Source organism: Pseudomonas sp. GW456-12-10-14-LB2, from assembly GCF_002884345.1.
In the GTDB taxonomy this organism is placed as follows: Bacteria; Pseudomonadota; Gammaproteobacteria; order Pseudomonadales; family Pseudomonadaceae; genus Aquipseudomonas; species Aquipseudomonas paraglycinae.
Window position 1 is genome coordinate 104423 of record NZ_POHV01000016.1, and the last position, 16778, is coordinate 121200.

The following is a 16778-nucleotide window of genomic DNA, read 5'->3' on the forward strand; positions in this document are numbered from 1 at the left end:
GCGACAAATGTGCGCCTGGCCCCACGATTGTTGGGCCGGGCCGATATACTGAGCCTTGGTTCCGCCCCGCCACGGGGCTGCTCAGGGATATCGACCATGCAATGGATGTTCATGTTGATCGGGCTGCTGCTCGGCTGGCTGCTCGACGAGTCGTTCAGCGATGCACTGTTGGGCGCGTTGCTGGGGCTCGCCATCGGGCAGGCGATGCGGATTGCCCGGCTCGGTTCACAGGCTGTCGAGCAACAGCGTCAGCTGGATCACGCGAAGATTGCGTTGCAGGGCGTCGAACAGCGACTGTTTCTGCTGGAGGGCGCTCCAGCGCATTCGCCAGCGCCGCCGAGTGTCGCGCCGGCCAGCGAAACGATCGTTGAACCCGTCACGGTATTTGAACAACCCGCTGCCGCAGAACCCGAGCTGGTCTGGGAACTGCCACCCGAACTCGAACCTGTCGCCGTCGCCGCCAGCGAACCCGGTCAGCCGCTGCCGGTCGATGTCTGGCGTCTGGACGCCGTTACGCCTGAACCTGAACCCCGACAACCCGCCGAACCTCGTGGCCCGAACCTTATCGAACGCGGCATCAGCGCTGCGCGCAACTGGCTGTTCGGTGGCAATACCGTGCTGCGGGTCGGTGTGGTGCTGTTGTTCTTCGGTCTGGCGTTCCTGCTGCGCTACGCCACCGAAGGCATGGTGGTGCCGATCGAATTGCGTTACGCCGGGGTCGCAGCGGCAGCGCTGGGCTTGCTGGCGCTGGGCTGGTGGTTGCGCCATCGCAACAACAGCTACGCCTTGATGCTGCAAGGCACCGGGATCGCGGTGCTGTACCTGACGGTGTTTGCGGCGATGCGTCTGCACCCGCTGCTCGATCCGTCTGCTGCGCTGGGCTTGCTGGTGGCGGTGACGGTGTTTTCGGCCATTCTGGCCATCACCCAGGATTCCCTGGCCCTGGCCTGCGTCGCCGCACTGGGCGGTTTCGCCGCGCCGATCCTGACCTCCACCGGCGCCGGCAACCACGTCGCGCTATTCAGTTATTTCGCGCTGCTCAACGCCGGCATCCTGGCCATCGCCTGGTTCAAGGCCTGGCGCCTGCTCAACCTGATCGGCTTCGTTGGCACCTTCGGCATCGGTTTCGCCTGGGGCCTGCGTTCGTACACGCCGGAACTGCTGTGGAGCACCGAACCGTTCCTGATTCTGTTCTTCCTGATGTACCTGGCCATCGGCCTGCTGTTCGCCCGACGCAAGTTGCTGGACATGCCGGACGCCCCGGCGGATGACGATCGCCAGGCGCTGCTGCATTGGTCGGCGCGCAAGGGCGATTACGTCGACGGCACGATGCTGTTCGGTCCGCCGCTGGTGGGTTTCGGCCTGCAATTCGCGCTGGTCCAGCATCTTGAATTCGCTGCCGCGTTCAGTGCGCTGGCGCTGGGCATGATCTACATGGCCCTGGCCAAAGTGCTGATGGGCGGTCGGGCGATGTTGCTGGGCGAGACTTGCCTGGCGCTCGGGGTGATTTTCGCCAGCCTGGCGATTCCGCTGGGGCTGGATGCGCGCTGGACGTCCCCGGCCTGGGCGGTGGAGGGTGCGGGGATTTTCTGGCTGGGCTTGCGTCAGCAACGGCCGTTGGCCCGGGCTTTCGCATTGCTGCTGCAACTGGGTTCGGCGCTGGCGTTTCTCAGTCAGTTGCGGGTTGGCGAAAGCAGCCTGCTCGACGCTGCGCCGTTGGGCGCATTGATGCTCGGCGCGGCGTTGCTGTTCAGCTTCTATCAATTGCGCAAGGCGTCGCCGGAGCAAACCTCGCTGTGGGAGCGTCAGGGCTTGCCGGTGCTGGCGTGCCTGGGGCTGACCTTCCTGTATCTGCTGGCGCCGCTGTTCTTCTTCATTCAGGGCACGGCGATCAGTTGGGCATTGGCCGGGCTGGCGACCTTGTTCGTCGGCTTGCGCCTGCAATCGCGCACGTTCTTGTTCACCGCGTTTGCCGTGCAGTTGCTTGGCGGGGCGTTATTCCTGTTGCGCCTGCAAGGGGCGGGCGAGGATTCGGCGGCCGTGTTCAGCGCCGGCTGGAGCGGTCTGCTCAGCGCCTCGTTGATCGGTCTGGCGTTGATCGCCGGCATGCTGCTGGCGGCGCGCGACGAGATGGTGCGCAGCGATGTTCGTCTGCTGCGCGGGTTGTCGGTGGTGCTGCTGGCAGGTCTGGTGCTGATCAATCTGGCGGTGTTATTCGTGCTGCCGTGGCAGACCGCGAGCGCGGTGTGGGCGGCCAGTGGCTTGCTGATCATCTGGCTCAGTCTGTACCTCAAGCAGCGCGTGAGTTTTGTCTTCGGTCTGCTGTTGCAACTGATCGGTGGCGCAGCGTTTTTGCTGGCCGGCCCCGAGTTGCTCGGGCCGCTGTCCAGCGAGGGGCTGCGACCGCTGGCCCATGGCGGATTCTGGACGCCACTGGTGCTGGGCCTGGCGGCGATGATCGGAGCGTGGCGCCTGCAACTGGGCAATCACGCCTCGGCGTTCGATGTGCTGAGCCTGCATCGCCTGTCTGAAGTGTTGCTGGTGTGGGGCGCCGGTTGGTGGGCGCTGGCGTGGTTCAGCGAAGTGATGCGGTTTGCGCCGCTGAATCTGCAAGCGACGCTGTTGCTGGTGGTCGCCGCGCTGAGCGTCGCGTTGTGGACGTTGTTGGTCTTGCGTCTGAAATGGCCGTCGCTCGGGTTGCTCTGCACCGTGCTGATTCCGGCAGCCGGGCTGGTGTTGCTCGGCGCGTGGCACTCGCGTTATCACCCGGCGGCGGATTTCGGCTGGCTGGCCTGGGCGGCGGTGTTCGTCGTGCATTTCATCAGCCTGCGACGCCTGGCGCCGATGCTGCCAGCGCGGGCATTGAGCACGGCGCATGTGCTCGGTTGCTGGCTGCTGATCGGCGTGCTGGCGCTGGAGTTGCGCTACGGCCTGCTGCTGTTGTCCGAGCAGTACAACGCCTGGCGCTGGCTGGGCTGGGCGATTCTGCCGAGTGTGTATCTGTTGCTGATGGCTGCGCCGCGTCAGTGGCCGTGGCCGGTGGCAGCGTTCCCTCGCGAATATCGCCTGTACGCGGCGGCGCCGTTGGCGGTGCTGATGCTGGTCTGGTTCTGGCTGGCCAATGGCGTCAGCGATGGCAATGCCGAGCCGCTGCCTTATGTGCCGCTGCTTAACCCGCTGGAGTTGGGTCTGCTGTTTGCACTGTTCGGTGTCTACGTCTGGTCGCGCAGCGCCGTTGCCGAGCTGTCGATCCGCCAGGATTACGCGGCATACGCGACGCAACTGATTGCCGGCGTTTCGCTGTTCGCGTTCTGCACTGCGCTGGTCACCCGCGCCGCGCACCATTGGGCGGGGATTCCGTTCGAGCTCGATCTGCTGCTCGAATCGATGCTGGTGCAGGCCGGTCTGTCCATCGTCTGGACGCTGATGGCGCTCGGGCTGATGATCGGCGGGCACCTGCGTCATCGCCGCGAAGTGTGGCTGATCGGCGCGGCGCTGATTGCGCTGGTGGTGGCCAAACTGATTTTTGTCGAATTGAGCAACCGTGGCGGACTGGCCCGGATCGTCTCGTTCATCGGCGTCGGCGTGTTGCTGCTGGTGGTGGGCTACTTTGCTCCACTGCCGCCCAAACGCGTCGACGCTGCAACGGCGGCGGACAAACCGGCCCCGGAAACCGAAGGAGTGTCGTCTTGAGTCGCAAGCTTAATCTCGGGTGGCTGTTGCTGGGCGTGGCCATGACGGCCGGCGCCCAGGAAAAACCGGCGGACTTCGCCGCGCAGGTGCCGTTGGCGGTCAGTGGTTCCGGCCCTTGGTATCGCCTCGAACTGCCGCTGAGCGTGCAGTTGCAGGCGCGCCAGACTGATCTCAGCGACCTGCGAGTGTTCAACGCCGCCGGAGAACCGCAGGCCTATGCGCTGGCCCGGGAATCAGCCCAGACCCGCGACGACGGTCAGTTGCATGAGGTGAAGTGGTTCCCGCTGTACAACTCGGCGGATGCCACCGAGCGCGCGCCAAGCGTCCGCGTGCAATCCACCACCACCGGTACGCTGGTGGAAGTGCAGCCGTCCAGCCAACTGGAAGCGGGCGAGGAAGTGCTGCGCGGTTGGCTGCTCGATGCCAGCGCGATCAAGGCGCCGTTGCAGCAATTGATCCTCGACTGGACCAGCGAGCGCGACGGCTTCCAGCGTTTCAGCATCGAGGCCAGCGACGACTTGCAGCACTGGCAGGCCTGGGGCGAAGGCCAGGTCGCGCGCCTGACCTTTGCCGACGAACGGGTCGAGCAGCATGAAGTGGCGCTGCCGGGGCAATCGGCGCGGTATCTGCGTCTGCTGTGGGATTCACCGGCCTCGGCGCCGGTCCTGACGTCGGTGCAACTGAAAAGCAGCGACCCGCGCAACCTGCCGCTGCCATTGGTCTGGTCGCCGGCGCTGGCCGGCAGCAGCGGCAAGCCCGGCGAATACACCTGGCAGTTGCCGATGGGGCTGAACATCGAGCGGGTGCAGGTCGAACTGAAACAGGCCAACAGCCTGGCACCGGTGACGTTGTCGGGGCGTCGCGAAAACAGTCTGCCGTGGCAACCGCTGAGCAGCGGCTTGCTCTATCGCCTGACCCAGAACGGCCAGGACGTGGTGCAGAACGAATTGCAGCTGTACGGGCAGACCGTGCAGCAGTTGAAACTGACGGTCGACGAACGCGGCGGCGGTCTCGGCGAGCAGGCGCCGAGCGTGAAATACGCGATGCGCGCCACTCAGGTTATCTTCCTCGCCCGGGGTGACGGGCCGTACAGCCTGGCGCTGGGCAATCCGACCGTGAAGACGGCGAACCTGCCGCTGACCACGCTGATCCCCGATTTCAAACCGGAGAAACTGGCCACGCTGGGCAAGGCCACGGTGCAGGGCGAAGCGCTGGCGACCCAGACTTCGACGGCCACCACCTCGACCACGGCGGATACCAACTGGAAGAAATTCGGCCTGTGGGCGGTGTTGCTGCTCAGCGTGCTGTTTCTGGCGGCAATGGCTTTCAGTCTGCTGCGCAAGCCGCCGGCCAAGTCCTGAATAGGACGGGTGTGGCCTCTACACCCGTCGGGTTTCCAACTACGCTGAATCCGGTGCCTGAACTCTCTCGGTTCGATCACGTCTGATTGCAGGAATTGCACCCGACGCACGTTACCGGGCGTCATTGCTCGCTACGGTTTCAGACTCCCTGTAAACTGCGCGGGTTTTTAGCCCCCCATTCCACCGGAGCCGTCCATGTCCCGCGTTACCCTGAGTCGCTATTTGATTGAGCAGACCCGCAGCAACAACACTCCTGCCGATCTGCGTTTCCTGATCGAAGTGGTGGCGCGTGCCTGTAAAGAGATCAGCCACGCCGTGTCCAAAGGCGCCCTGGGCGGTGTTCTGGGCAGCATGGGCACGGAAAACGTGCAAGGCGAAGTGCAGAAGAAGCTCGACGTGCTGTCGAACGAAATCCTGCTCGAAGCCAACGAGTGGGGCGGTCACCTGGCCGGCATGGCGTCCGAAGAAATGGACAACGCCTACCAGATCCCGGGCAAATACCCGAAAGGCGCCTACCTGTTGGTATTCGACCCGCTGGACGGTTCGTCGAACATCGACATCAACGCCCCGGTCGGCACCATCTTCTCCGTGCTGCGTTGCCCGAACGAATACCTGAGCCAGAACGAAGCCCTGGATGAAAAGGCCTTCCTGCAGCCAGGCACTCAGCAAGTTGCCGCCGGTTATGCGATCTACGGCCCGCAAACCATGCTGGTGCTGACCCTGGGCCACGGTGTCAAAGGCTTCACCCTGGACCGCGAAATGGGCAGCTTCGTCCTGACCCACGAAGACATCACCATTCCTGAATCCACCCAGGAATTCGCCATCAACATGTCCAACCAGCGCCACTGGGAAGCTCCGGTACAACGCTATGTTTCGGAACTGCTGGCCGGTGAAGAAGGCCCGCTGAAAAAGAACTACAACATGCGTTGGGTTGCGGCGATGGTTGCCGACGTGCACCGCATCCTGACCCGTGGCGGTCTGTTCATGTACCCGCGCGACAGCCGCGAGCCGTCCAAGCCGGGCAAGCTGCGCCTGATGTACGAAGCCAACCCGATGTCGTTCCTGGTGGAACAGGCGGGCGGCGCTTCCACCGACGGTCACCAGCGCATTCTCGACATCAAGCCTGAAGGCCTGCACCAGCGCGTAGCGGTGTTCCTCGGCTCGAAAGAAGAAGTCGCCCGCGCCACGGCTTACCACAAGGAATAAACCATGAACGCGCCCTGGCAGCCGTTGCTCGATTGGTGGTTCGGTCATGCCGAATCAGCCACTGAAGTTTCGGCGCAACAGGGCAAGTTGTGGTTCGGCAAGAAAGACAGCCAGGACCTCGAAGCGCGTGAGCGTTTCGGGGTCTTTGTCGATCAGGCTCTCGCTGGCGAATTGACCGAGTGGACGCAACGTCCCGAAGGCTGGCTGGCGGTGGTGCTGTTGCTCGACCAACTCCCGCGAATGATTTTTCGCGATACGCCCAAGGCTTTTTCCGGTGATCTACGGGCACAGAAACTGGTGGCTCAGGGGATTGCCGCAGACTTCGATCGGCAGTTGAAACCGATCCAGCGACTCTTCATCTACCTCGTCTTCGAACACTGCGAAAACCTCGCGGTGCAGAATGAAGCGGTCTCCCGATTCATCGAGCTGGTGGCGGAACAGCCGGAAGCGGAGCGCGGGGTGTTTGCCGACAACCTGGATTATGCCGAGCGGCATCAGCGGGTGATTGCGCGGTTTGGGCGGTTTCCGCATCGCAATGCGGTGTTGGGGCGGGAGTCTACGGTTGAGGAGTTGGCGTTTTTGAAAGAGCCGGGGTCGCGGTTTTAGGGCGATTTTCGGCAACCTCAAAAACCAGCCCTCACCCTAACCCTCTCCCGGAGGGAGAGGGGACTGACCGAGTTGGATGTTCGAGTTACGCTGACTTGAAATACCGAGTTGAACTCAGGTCTGGAAAGCGACAGAGATCGGCTCCCTTTCCCCTCGCCCCCTTGGGGGAGAGGGTTGGGGTGAGGGGGTAAGCTCTTGATCTTCAGATTCTGAAGCTACCCACCAACTGCTTCAGCCGAGCAGCCTGCTGCTCCAGATCCGCACAAGCCCGCAACGTCGCCTGCAAGTTCTCCACGCCTTCCTGGTTCAGCGTGTTGATCTCGTTGATATCGACGTTGATCGACTCGACCACCGCCGTCTGCTCTTCAGTCGCCGTCGCCACCGACTGGTTCATGCCGTCGATCTCGCCGATGCGCTGGGTCACGCTGCCCAGACGTTCGCCGGCCTGGTTGGCGATGCCGACGCTGCTTTCGCTCTCACGCTGGCTCTCGGTCATGATGCCGACCGCCTGACGCGCGCCGACTTGCAGCTCTTCAATCATCTTCTGCACTTGCTGCGCCGAATCCTGGGTGCGGTGTGCCAGGTTGCGCACTTCGTCGGCGACCACGGCGAATCCGCGACCGGCTTCACCGGCACGGGCCGCTTCGATGGCGGCGTTGAGCGCCAGCAGGTTGGTCTGCTGGGAGATGCTGGTGATCACTTCCAGAATCTGCCCGATGTTCACGGTGTTGCTGTTCAGGGTTTCGATGTTGCCGCAGGAGTCGCTGATCTTCGCCGACAGCTGCTGCATCGCGTGGATGGTTTTATCCACAACCTGCTGGCCGTCTTCGGCCAGGCTGCGCGCGTCGCTTGAGTGTTGCGAGGCGAGGGCAGCGTTCTGGGCGATTTCCTGGGCGGCGGCGCCGAGCTGGTTGATCGCGGCGGCCACGCTGTTGGTGCGCGAGGCCTGCTGGTCGGAGTTGAACATCGACGAGTTGGACGCCGCGACCACGCGCAGGGCGACTTCGTTGACCTGGCCGGTGGCCGAGGAGACTTCGCGGATCGAGGTGTGGATGCGCTCGACGAAACGGTTGAACGACAGCCCCAGCGCACCAAATTCATCGTGGCCGTGGATGGTCAGGCGTTTGGTCAGGTCACCTTCGCCTTCGGCGATGTCGTGCATGGCGCGGCCCATGGTCAGCAGCGGCTGCATCAGCACGCGGATCAGCATGCCGAGCAGCGCGATGATGATCACTACCGCAATGACCATGGCGATCAGCGCCGAGGTGCGAAATTCGCTGAGCATCGAGAACGCGGTGTCCTTGTCCAGCACCAGCGCCACGTACCAGTCGGCCGACGGCACGCCGTTGACGCGGGTGAAGGAGATCAGTTGGGTCTTGCCGTCGAACTCGACTTCTTTCAGACCCGGGCTGACTTTCGGCGCGCCGTTGGGGTAGGCCTCGGCCAGGGTCTTGAGCACCAGCTTGCTGTCCGGGTGGATCAGGATTTTGCCGTCGGCACCGACGATGAAGGCGTGACCATGGCCGCCGAAGTTCAGCGAGTTGATGATCGCACTGACGCTCGACAGGTCAATGTCGGCGCCGGCCACACCGATCATCTGGCCCTGGCGCTGCACCGGGGTGGCGACGGTGATCACCAGTTTGCCCGACGAGGCGGCGATGTACGGTTCGGTGACGATGGTCTGTTGCGCAGCGTTGGCTGCCTTGTACCAGCCACGGGCGCGCGGATCGTAATCCGGCGCGCGGTTGCCGGCCGGGACCGAGAACATCACGCCGTCGGCGCCGCCGAAGTAGCTGAGCTGGAAATTGCCGGTGTAGGCGGGCAGGTCGATGATGCGTTTCAGGCTGGCCGGGGCGTTGCCGTCGGCGACAACCTGTTGCGCCATCGATTGCAGCAACTGGATGCGGCTTTCCAGCCAGGTCTGGATGTTGCTGGTGGTCAGGCTGCCCAGTTCCTGCATCGACGCTTCGGTGCTGCTTTGCAGGGCTTCGCGCTGGCGATAGTCGTTGAACAAAATGAAACAGGCGAACGCAACGGCCACCACGAGGGCGGCAGCCAACAAGATCTTGTGGCTGAATTTCATGTTTCTGGTCATTAAGTGAGCTACCGCGAAGGGGCTGGTCAAGAAAGGGCGGCAATTTGCCACACTCTGGGGCTTTGCGCTGCTCTTATTTCGACCGCCGCGCGCCAAAGATTAGGCGCTTTTTGCTAAAAGCGACGAAATGCTCGATAGCCTTACAAACTGTCTGATTTACCGGCGAAAGCCGGACGAGCGGGCTAACAAATAGCCAGTCTCCCAGGGAACCAGACAGGGGTTTTCTCTTCTAAGCTTCTGGTTGGCGCCATGCCATCCCCCTTCCGTTCCAGGAGTTACACCATGTCGCTGCGATCTATCGCCCTGCTGTCGTTTTGCGTGCTGTTGGCCGCATGCAGCAAGGTCAATCAGGAAAACTATTCGAAGCTCTCGGCCGGCATGGCCAAGGCCGAAGTGGAGACGCTGCTTGGCAAGCCCACCGATTGCTCGGGCGCGCTCGGCATGTCCAGTTGCACCTGGGGCGACAAGAACAGCTTTATCAGCGTGCAGTACGCCGGTGACAAAGTGCTGATGTTTTCCGGCCAAGGCCTGAAGTAAACCGGGGCTACGCGCCCACGGGAGAAAAACAATGAAGCGGTTATTGCTTGTCCTTTTGGCCGGCCTGGTATTGGCCGGCTGCGCCACGTCCGGTGAAGATCCGCTGGCGCCGAAGACGGTCAACAGTGTCAATCTCAAGCGTTACCAGGGCACCTGGTACGAACTGGCGCGTCTGCCGATGTATTTCCAGCGCAACTGCGCGCAATCCGAAGCCCGTTATTCCCTAAAGCCCGACGGCAATATCGCGGTGTACAACCGCTGCCTGACGGCGGACTGGACGTGGGAAGAAGTCAAAGGCACGGCTTATCCACAGGTGCCGGGCAAGACCGACAAGCTGTGGGTCGAATTTGATACCTGGTTCTCGCGTCTGATTCCGGGTGTGGCGAAGGGTCAATACTGGGTGCTGTACGTCAGCGATGACTACAAGACCGCCCTCGTGGGCGACCCGAGTCGTCGCTACCTGTGGCTGTTGTCCCGCACGCCGACCGTCAACGGTGTGGTGCGTGAGGAACTGCTGAGCAAGGCGCGTCAGCAGGGTTATGACACCACGCGCCTGATCTGGCGTACTTCGGATCAGCAGATGGCCAAGACGTCCAACTGACTTCTCCTGTTCTGATCGTTCCCACGCTCCGCGTGGGAATGCCTCAATGGACGCTCTGCGTCCGCTTTTGGGACGCGGAGCGTCCCGGGCTGCATTCCCACGCAGAGCGTGGGAACGATCAGTAACAGAGGTGAAAAAAACCTGTGGAGGACAATCCCACAGGTTTTTTTGTGTCAGCCCAAAAGGTCTCGCAGGACCTGGGTAAAGGCGCGATTGCTGTCCTCTTCCCCGGCATGTCGCCCCTCGCGCACGACCCACTGACCGTTGACCAGCACGTCGCGCACCTGGCGATCGCCACCGGCAAACAGCCAGCGATTGAGAATCCCGTCACCGCTGGCCGTGGCCAGATAGGGATCGCTCCCATCGAGCACAATCCAGTCGGCACGCTTGCCAACTTCCAGCGCACCGATTGGCTGGCCCAGCGCCTGAGCGCCACCGTCCAGTGCCGCGTCATACAGCGTACGGCCGACCATCGGCTGATCCGCGCCATACAAGCGATTGCGCCGTTGATCGCGCAGACGCTGGCCGTATTCCAGCCAACGCAATTCCTCTACCACGCTCAACGACACATGGCTGTCGGAGCCGATGCCCATGCGCCCGCCCTGAGCGAGGAAATCCACCGCCGGGAAAATCCCGTCGCCGAGGTTGGCCTCGGTGGTCAGGCACAGGCCGGCGATGGCGCGACTCTCGGCCATCAGCGTGACTTCTTCCGGATTGGCGTGGGTCGCATGCACCAGGCACCAGCGCTGATCGACTTCGGTGTTTTCGTACAGCCATTGCAACGGGCGACGACCGCTCCAGTTCAGGCAGTCGTCGACTTCCTTCTGCTGTTCGGCGATGTGGATGTGCACCGGGCATTGCTTGTCGCTGGCCGCCAGCACTTCGCTGATCTGCTGCGGCGTGACCGCGCGCAACGAGTGGAAGCACAGGCCCAGCGACTGCGCCTTTTGCTGCGCCAGCAGGGGTTGCAGGCGTGATTGCAGCTTCAGGTAGTTTTCGGTGCTGTTGATGAAACGGCGCTGGCCTTCGTTCGGCGTCTGGCCGCCGAAACCGCTGTGGCTGTAGAGCACCGGCAACAGCGTCAGACCGATGCCGACCGAGCTGGCCGCCTGGCTGATGCGCAACGCCAGTTCGGCCGGGTCGGCGTAAGGCTGGCCGTTGTGATCGTGGTGGACATAATGGAATTCGGCGACCGAGGTGTAACCGGCCTTGAGCATTTCGATGTACAGCTGACGGGCAATCACACCGAGCTGGTCGGGGCTGATTTTTCCGACGAGCCGGTACATCAGATCGCGCCAGGTCCAGAAACTGTCGTTGGGATTGCCGGCCACTTCTGCAAGTCCGGCCATCGCTCGCTGAAACGCGTGGGAGTGCAGATTCGGCATCCCCGGCAGCAGCGGACCGCTCAGCCGTTCGGCGCCATCTGCAGTGGAATCGGCCTGGATTCGGGTCAACACGCCATCGGCGCTGACCTCGAGACGTACATTGTTGGCCCATCCGTTAGGCAGCAGCGCGCGTTCGGCAAAGAAGGCGGACATGGTTCAGCACCCCATCGTGTGTTATTTGTATATACATATACAGACGTTTGCCTGCCCGGTAAACTCCGGCAAGCTAGCAACTTTCATCCAATGAACAGGGATCCACCGTGCCGACTCCGCCTCCAGTCTCCCCGTTGGCCGCGAACATGGGCGACAGTCCGGCGCCCTTGTACGCCCGCGTCAAACAGATGATCACCCAGCAGATCGACAGCGGTAACTGGCCGCCGCATTACCGCGTGCCGTCGGAAAGCGAGCTGGTCAGCCAGTTGGGTTTCAGCCGCATGACCATCAACCGCGCGCTGCGGGAAATGACCGCCGACGGCCTGCTGGTACGCATGCAAGGCGTCGGCACTTTCGTTGCTGAGCCGAAGAGCCAGTCCGCGCTGTTCGAAGTGCACAACATCGCCGACGAAATTGCTTCTCGTGGCCATCGCCACACCTGCCAGGTGATCACCCTGGAAGAAGAGGCTGCCGGTTCCGAGCGCGCGCTGGCGCTGGACATGCGCGAAGGGCAGAAGGTCTTTCACTCGCTGATCGTGCATTACGAAAACGACATTCCGGTGCAGATCGAAGACCGCTTCGTCAACGCGCTGGTCGCCCCGGAATACCTCAAGCAGGACTTCACCCTGCAGACGCCTTACGCCTATCTGAACCAGGTCGCACCGTTGACCGAAGGCGAGCACGTGGTCGAAGCGATCCTTGCCGAAGCGTCCGAATGCAAATTGCTGCAGATCGAAAAAGGCGAGCCGTGCCTGCTGATCCGCCGTCGTACGTGGTCGGGTCGTCAGCCGGTGACGGCGGCGCGCCTGATCCACCCCGGTTCTCGTCATCGTCTGGAAGGTCGGTTTCATAAATGAGTCAACTCAAGGTTTTACGCGCTGAAGGCTACCCGCGCATGCCGTGGAAAAACGGCGGCGGCAGCACCGAGGAAATCACCCGTGACGCCGGCGCCGGCCTCGACGGTTTTGGCTGGCGTCTGTCGATTGCCGACATCGCTGAATCTGGCGGTTTCTCGACCTTCGCCGGTTACCAGCGGGTCATCACGGTATTGCAGGGCGACGGCATGACCCTGTGTGTCGACGGCGACGATACCCGGCCGTTGTTACCCCTCGACCCGTTTGCCTTCAGCGGCGAGAGCCAGGTGTCCTGCACCTTGCTCGGTGGCGCAATCCGCGACTTCAACCTGATCTACTCACCCCAGCGTTACAGCGCACGCCTGCAATGGCTGGACGGCGAGCAGCGGTTTTTCAGTTCGGCGAGCACCTTACTGGTCTTCAGCGTCAGCGAATTGCTGGAGGTCGCGGTCGGTGACAGCGCCTCGCAACTCGGACGCTATGACTGCCTGCAGCTGGACGGTAACACCGGTTTGACCGAGATTGCCGTCAATGCCGGCTGCTGCGTGATCGAACTGTCCCCGCGCTGATTCCTTCACACGCTCTGTGTGGGAACGATCAAAAACCGCTGCTTTGAACGCAGCGGTTTTTTTTCGTCCCGACGTTCCCGAAATGCGCACCAACTTGTTACCGAACGCCCCAGCGTGGCGCAGAACCACGCTCCCGTAACAACCTCTCGCTACCCTCAATCCACCCCGCGAAAAATTTCATGAATGCCAGAGCCCTTGATTCAGGCGCTTTCCAGCCCTGTCCGGGATTTTTGTTGAACGACCCTCCAACAAGTTGGCCGCTCGATTGCATATGCTTGTATGTACAAGTAAAGACGTATGCGTATGAGTCGAACGAGACTCTCCGCAGCGTCCACTGATTCGCTTGTCGCGCACTGAGGCGCACAGGCTGCTTGCCCACTGCCAGGGTTGGTTTGAATTGATCGCTGAGGAGTCTTTTTCGTGACTGACAACAAAACCACTAAGTTTCGTGACGTCGAAATCCGTGCCGCACGCGGCAACAAGCTGACCGCCAAGAGCTGGCTGACCGAAGCGCCGCTGCGCATGCTGATGAACAACCTCGACCCGGAAGTCGCCGAGAACCCGAAAGAGCTGGTGGTCTACGGTGGCATCGGTCGCGCGGCGCGTAACTGGGAGTGCTACGACAAGATCGTCGAGAGCCTGACCAACCTCAACGAAGACGAAACCCTGCTGGTGCAATCGGGCAAGCCGGTCGGCGTGTTCAAAACCCACAGCAACGCCCCGCGCGTACTGATCGCCAACTCCAACCTGGTGCCACACTGGGCGACCTGGGAACACTTCAACGAACTCGACGCCAAAGGCTTGGCCATGTACGGCCAGATGACCGCCGGCAGCTGGATCTACATCGGCAGCCAGGGCATCGTCCAGGGCACCTACGAAACCTTCGTTGAAGCCGGTCGCCAGCACTATAACGACAACCTCACCGGCAAATGGGTACTGACCGCCGGCCTCGGCGGCATGGGCGGCGCCCAGCCACTGGCCGCGACCCTCGCCGGTGCCTGCTCGCTGAACATCGAATGCCAGCAGATCAGCATCGATTTCCGCCTCAAGACCCGCTACGTCGACGAGCAGGCCAAAGACCTCGACGACGCGCTGGCCCGCATCGCCAAATACACCTCCGAAGGCAAGGCGGTTTCCATCGCCCTGTGCGGCAACGCCGCTGAAATCCTTCCGGAACTGGTCAAGCGCGGCGTGCGCCCGGACATGGTCACCGATCAGACCAGCGCCCACGACCCGCTCAACGGTTACCTGCCGGCCGGCTGGACCTGGGACGAATACCGCGCCCGCGCCAAGACCGAGCCAGCCGCTGTGGTCAAGGCCGCCAAGCAATCGATGGCCGTTCACGTCAAAGCCATGCTCGACTTCCAGAAAATGGGCGTGCCGACCTTCGACTACGGCAACAACATCCGTCAGATGGCTCAGGAAGAGGGCGTCGAAAACGCATTCGATTTCCCGGGCTTCGTACCGGCCTACATCCGTCCGCTGTTCTGCCGTGGCATCGGCCCGTTCCGCTGGGCTGCGCTGTCCGGTGACCCGCAGGACATCTACAAGACCGACGCGAAAGTCAAAGAACTGATCCCGGACGACGCCCACCTGCACAACTGGCTGGACATGGCCCGCGAGCGCATCAGCTTCCAGGGTCTGCCGGCGCGTATCTGCTGGGTCGGCCTGGGCCTGCGCGCCAAGCTCGGTCTGGCGTTCAACGAAATGGTCCGCAGCGGCGAGCTGTCGGCACCGATCGTGATCGGTCGCGACCACCTCGACTCCGGCTCGGTCTCCAGCCCGAACCGCGAAACCGAATCGATGCAGGACGGCTCCGATGCAGTCTCCGACTGGCCGCTGCTCAACGCGCTGCTTAACACCGCGAGCGGTGCGACCTGGGTTTCCCTGCACCACGGCGGCGGCGTCGGCATGGGCTTCTCCCAGCACTCGGGCATGGTGATTGTCTGCGACGGTACTGACGAAGCGGCCGAGCGTATCGCTCGCGTGCTGCACAACGACCCGGGCACCGGCGTCATGCGTCACGCCGATGCCGGTTACCAGATCGCCATCGACTGCGCCAAGGAACAAGGGCTGAACCTGCCGATGATCACCGGCAAGTGAACATCTGCGGGAGCGGGCACCCTCGCTCCCGCAGGGCCACAACAACAATAACCAGAACAATCCACAGAGGTTGAATCATGGCGGGCAACACCGATCGTGCAGGCAGTAAACCGTTGATCGAAAGGCGTTCGATCGACTACATCCCGGAAGCGGAAAGACACGGTCGTCTGTTCAGTCAGTTCACCCTGTGGATGGGTGCCAACCTGCAAATCACCGCGATTGTCACCGGGGCCCTGGCCGTGGTGCTGGGCGGCGATGTGTTCTGGTCGTTGATCGGTCTGCTGATCGGTCAACTGCTGGGCGGCGGGGTGATGGCGCTGCATGCGGCGCAAGGGCCGAAGCTTGGCCTGCCGCAGATGATTTCCAGCCGGGTGCAGTTCGGCGTTTACGGCGCGGCGATTCCGATCGTGCTGGTGTGCCTGATGTACCTCGGCTTCACCGCCACCGGGACTGTGTTGTCCGGTCAGGCGCTGGGCCAGTTGTTCGGGGTCAGCGACACCGTCGGCATCCTGCTTTTCGCCAGCGTCATCGTGGTGGTCACGGTGCTCGGCTATCGGGTGATTCACTGGATCGGCCGCATCGCCAGTGCCATTGGCGTGATTGCTTTCGTTTACCTGTTCAGTCGTCTGATGAGTCAGGTGGACGTCGGCGCACTTCTGGAAATCCGTCACTTCAGCTGGAGCAGTTTCCTGCTGGCGGTGTCGCTCGCGGCCTCCTGGCAGATCGCTTTCGGCCCGTACGTGGCGGACTACTCGCGCTACCTGCCGAGCAAGGTGTCGTCGGTGAAAACCTTCTTCGCCGCCGGTGCCGGTTCGGTGATCGGTGCCCAGGTGGCGATGATCCTCGGTGTGTTCGCGGCCGCTTCGGCCAACGGGCAATTCGCCGGTCATGAAGTCGCTTACATCGTCGGTCTGGGCGGGACCGGTGCCACCGCCGCGCTGCTGTATTTCAGCATCGCGTTCGGCAAGGTCACCATCTCCACCCTGAACTCCTACGGCAGCTTCATGTGCATCGCGACCATCATCAGCGGCTTCCGTGGCAACTTGCAGGTTTCGCGGATGCAGCGTCTGGTGTTCGTGCTGGTGATCGTCGGCGCGGCGACCCTGATCGCGTTGCTCGGCCAGCATTCGTTCCTCGGTGCGTTCAAGTCCTTCATCCTGTTCCTGCTGGCGTTCTTCACGCCGTGGAGCGCGATCAACCTGGTGGACTACTACTGCATCACCCGTGAGCGCTATGACGTACCGGCGCTGGCGGATCCGAACGGTCGCTACGGCCGCTGGAACCTCCTCGGTATCAGCGTTTATGTGTTCGGGGTGCTGGTGCAACTGCCGTTCATTTCCACCAAGTTCTATACCGGTCCATTGGTAGCGGCCCTGGGGGATGTGGATATTTCTTGGATCATCGGTCTCGTGCTGCCCGCAGCGCTGTACTACGTCTGCGCGAAAAAATGGCACGGCACCGTACCCGATCGACTGATTCTGCCCGTCGAGCAGGACAGCGTTGTACAACCTAAAACAAGCGGGGCCGGTCGCGCTGCGGCGCAGGCCTGATTTGGATGTGGACAGGGCTGGATGCCTCTTGACTGCCGTAAGCCAATTCATGATTAGGAGCGTCA

General features: G+C 62.4%; 12 protein-coding genes. 10 read left to right on the plus strand and 2 right to left on the minus strand.

What is annotated here, in order from left to right:
- Positions 1-96: 96 nt before the first annotated feature.
- The 4 genes from C1X29_RS13705 (at position 97) to C1X29_RS13720 (ending at position 6866) form a co-directional block, all read left to right on the plus strand.
- Positions 97-3693 (plus strand): DUF2339 domain-containing protein, encoded by a 3597-nt coding sequence (locus C1X29_RS13705; RefSeq protein ID WP_102717661.1) that lies wholly within the window; start codon positions 97-99, stop codon positions 3691-3693.
- The gene (locus C1X29_RS13710; RefSeq protein WP_102717662.1) at positions 3690-5054 is read left to right on the plus strand and encodes a DUF3999 domain-containing protein; all 1365 of its coding nucleotides are present in this window, start codon (positions 3690-3692) and stop codon (positions 5052-5054) included. Before C1X29_RS13705 ends, C1X29_RS13710 begins: the two co-directional genes overlap by 4 nt.
- Positions 5055-5249: 195 nt before the next feature.
- Positions 5250-6260: a class 1 fructose-bisphosphatase gene (locus C1X29_RS13715; RefSeq protein ID WP_007952492.1), complete on the plus strand. Its 1011-nt coding sequence runs from the start codon at positions 5250-5252 to the stop codon at positions 6258-6260.
- Between the two features lie 3 nt (positions 6261-6263).
- Positions 6264-6866, plus strand: a complete 603-nt coding sequence (locus tag C1X29_RS13720; RefSeq protein WP_102717663.1) for a DUF924 family protein — start codon at positions 6264-6266, stop codon at positions 6864-6866.
- A 202-nt stretch (positions 6867-7068) separates the two neighbouring features.
- Here C1X29_RS13720 and C1X29_RS13725 read toward each other — a convergent pair whose 3' ends face one another.
- The gene (locus C1X29_RS13725; protein WP_203546252.1) at positions 7069-8961 is read right to left on the minus strand and encodes a methyl-accepting chemotaxis protein; all 1893 of its coding nucleotides are present in this window, start codon (positions 8959-8961) and stop codon (positions 7069-7071) included.
- A gap of 282 nt (positions 8962-9243) precedes the next feature.
- Here C1X29_RS13725 and C1X29_RS13730 point away from each other — a divergent pair, with 282 nt between their 5' ends.
- Entirely contained in the window at positions 9244-9498 is a 255-nt protein-coding gene (locus tag C1X29_RS13730; protein WP_007952486.1) for a hypothetical protein, read from the plus strand.
- 31 nt (positions 9499-9529) lie between these two features.
- The gene (locus C1X29_RS13735; protein WP_085746391.1) at positions 9530-10099 is read left to right on the plus strand and encodes a lipocalin family protein; all 570 of its coding nucleotides are present in this window, start codon (positions 9530-9532) and stop codon (positions 10097-10099) included.
- A 173-nt stretch (positions 10100-10272) separates the two neighbouring features.
- On the opposite strand, the gene C1X29_RS13740 is transcribed toward C1X29_RS13735, so the two are convergent.
- Positions 10273-11637, minus strand: a complete 1365-nt coding sequence (locus tag C1X29_RS13740; RefSeq protein WP_102717664.1) for a formimidoylglutamate deiminase — start codon at positions 11635-11637, stop codon at positions 10273-10275.
- A 146-nt stretch (positions 11638-11783) separates the two neighbouring features.
- Between C1X29_RS13740 and hutC the strand changes: the two genes are divergently transcribed.
- The 4 genes from hutC (at position 11784) to C1X29_RS13760 (ending at position 16713) form a co-directional block, all read left to right on the plus strand.
- The gene (hutC, locus tag C1X29_RS13745) at positions 11784-12494 is read left to right on the plus strand and encodes a histidine utilization repressor (RefSeq protein ID WP_170844914.1); all 711 of its coding nucleotides are present in this window, start codon (positions 11784-11786) and stop codon (positions 12492-12494) included.
- Positions 12491-13060 carry a HutD family protein gene (locus tag C1X29_RS13750; protein ID WP_102717665.1) on the plus strand — a complete coding sequence of 190 codons (570 nt, stop codon included), beginning with the start codon at positions 12491-12493 and terminating at the stop codon, positions 13058-13060. The genes hutC and C1X29_RS13750 overlap by 4 nt, the downstream gene beginning before the upstream one ends.
- 420 nt (positions 13061-13480) lie before the next feature.
- Positions 13481-15163, plus strand: a complete 1683-nt coding sequence (gene hutU / locus C1X29_RS13755; protein WP_039764719.1) for a urocanate hydratase — start codon at positions 13481-13483, stop codon at positions 15161-15163.
- A 77-nt stretch (positions 15164-15240) separates the two neighbouring features.
- Entirely contained in the window at positions 15241-16713 is a 1473-nt protein-coding gene (locus tag C1X29_RS13760; protein ID WP_102687878.1) for a cytosine permease, read from the plus strand.
- Positions 16714-16778 lie beyond the last annotated feature (65 nt).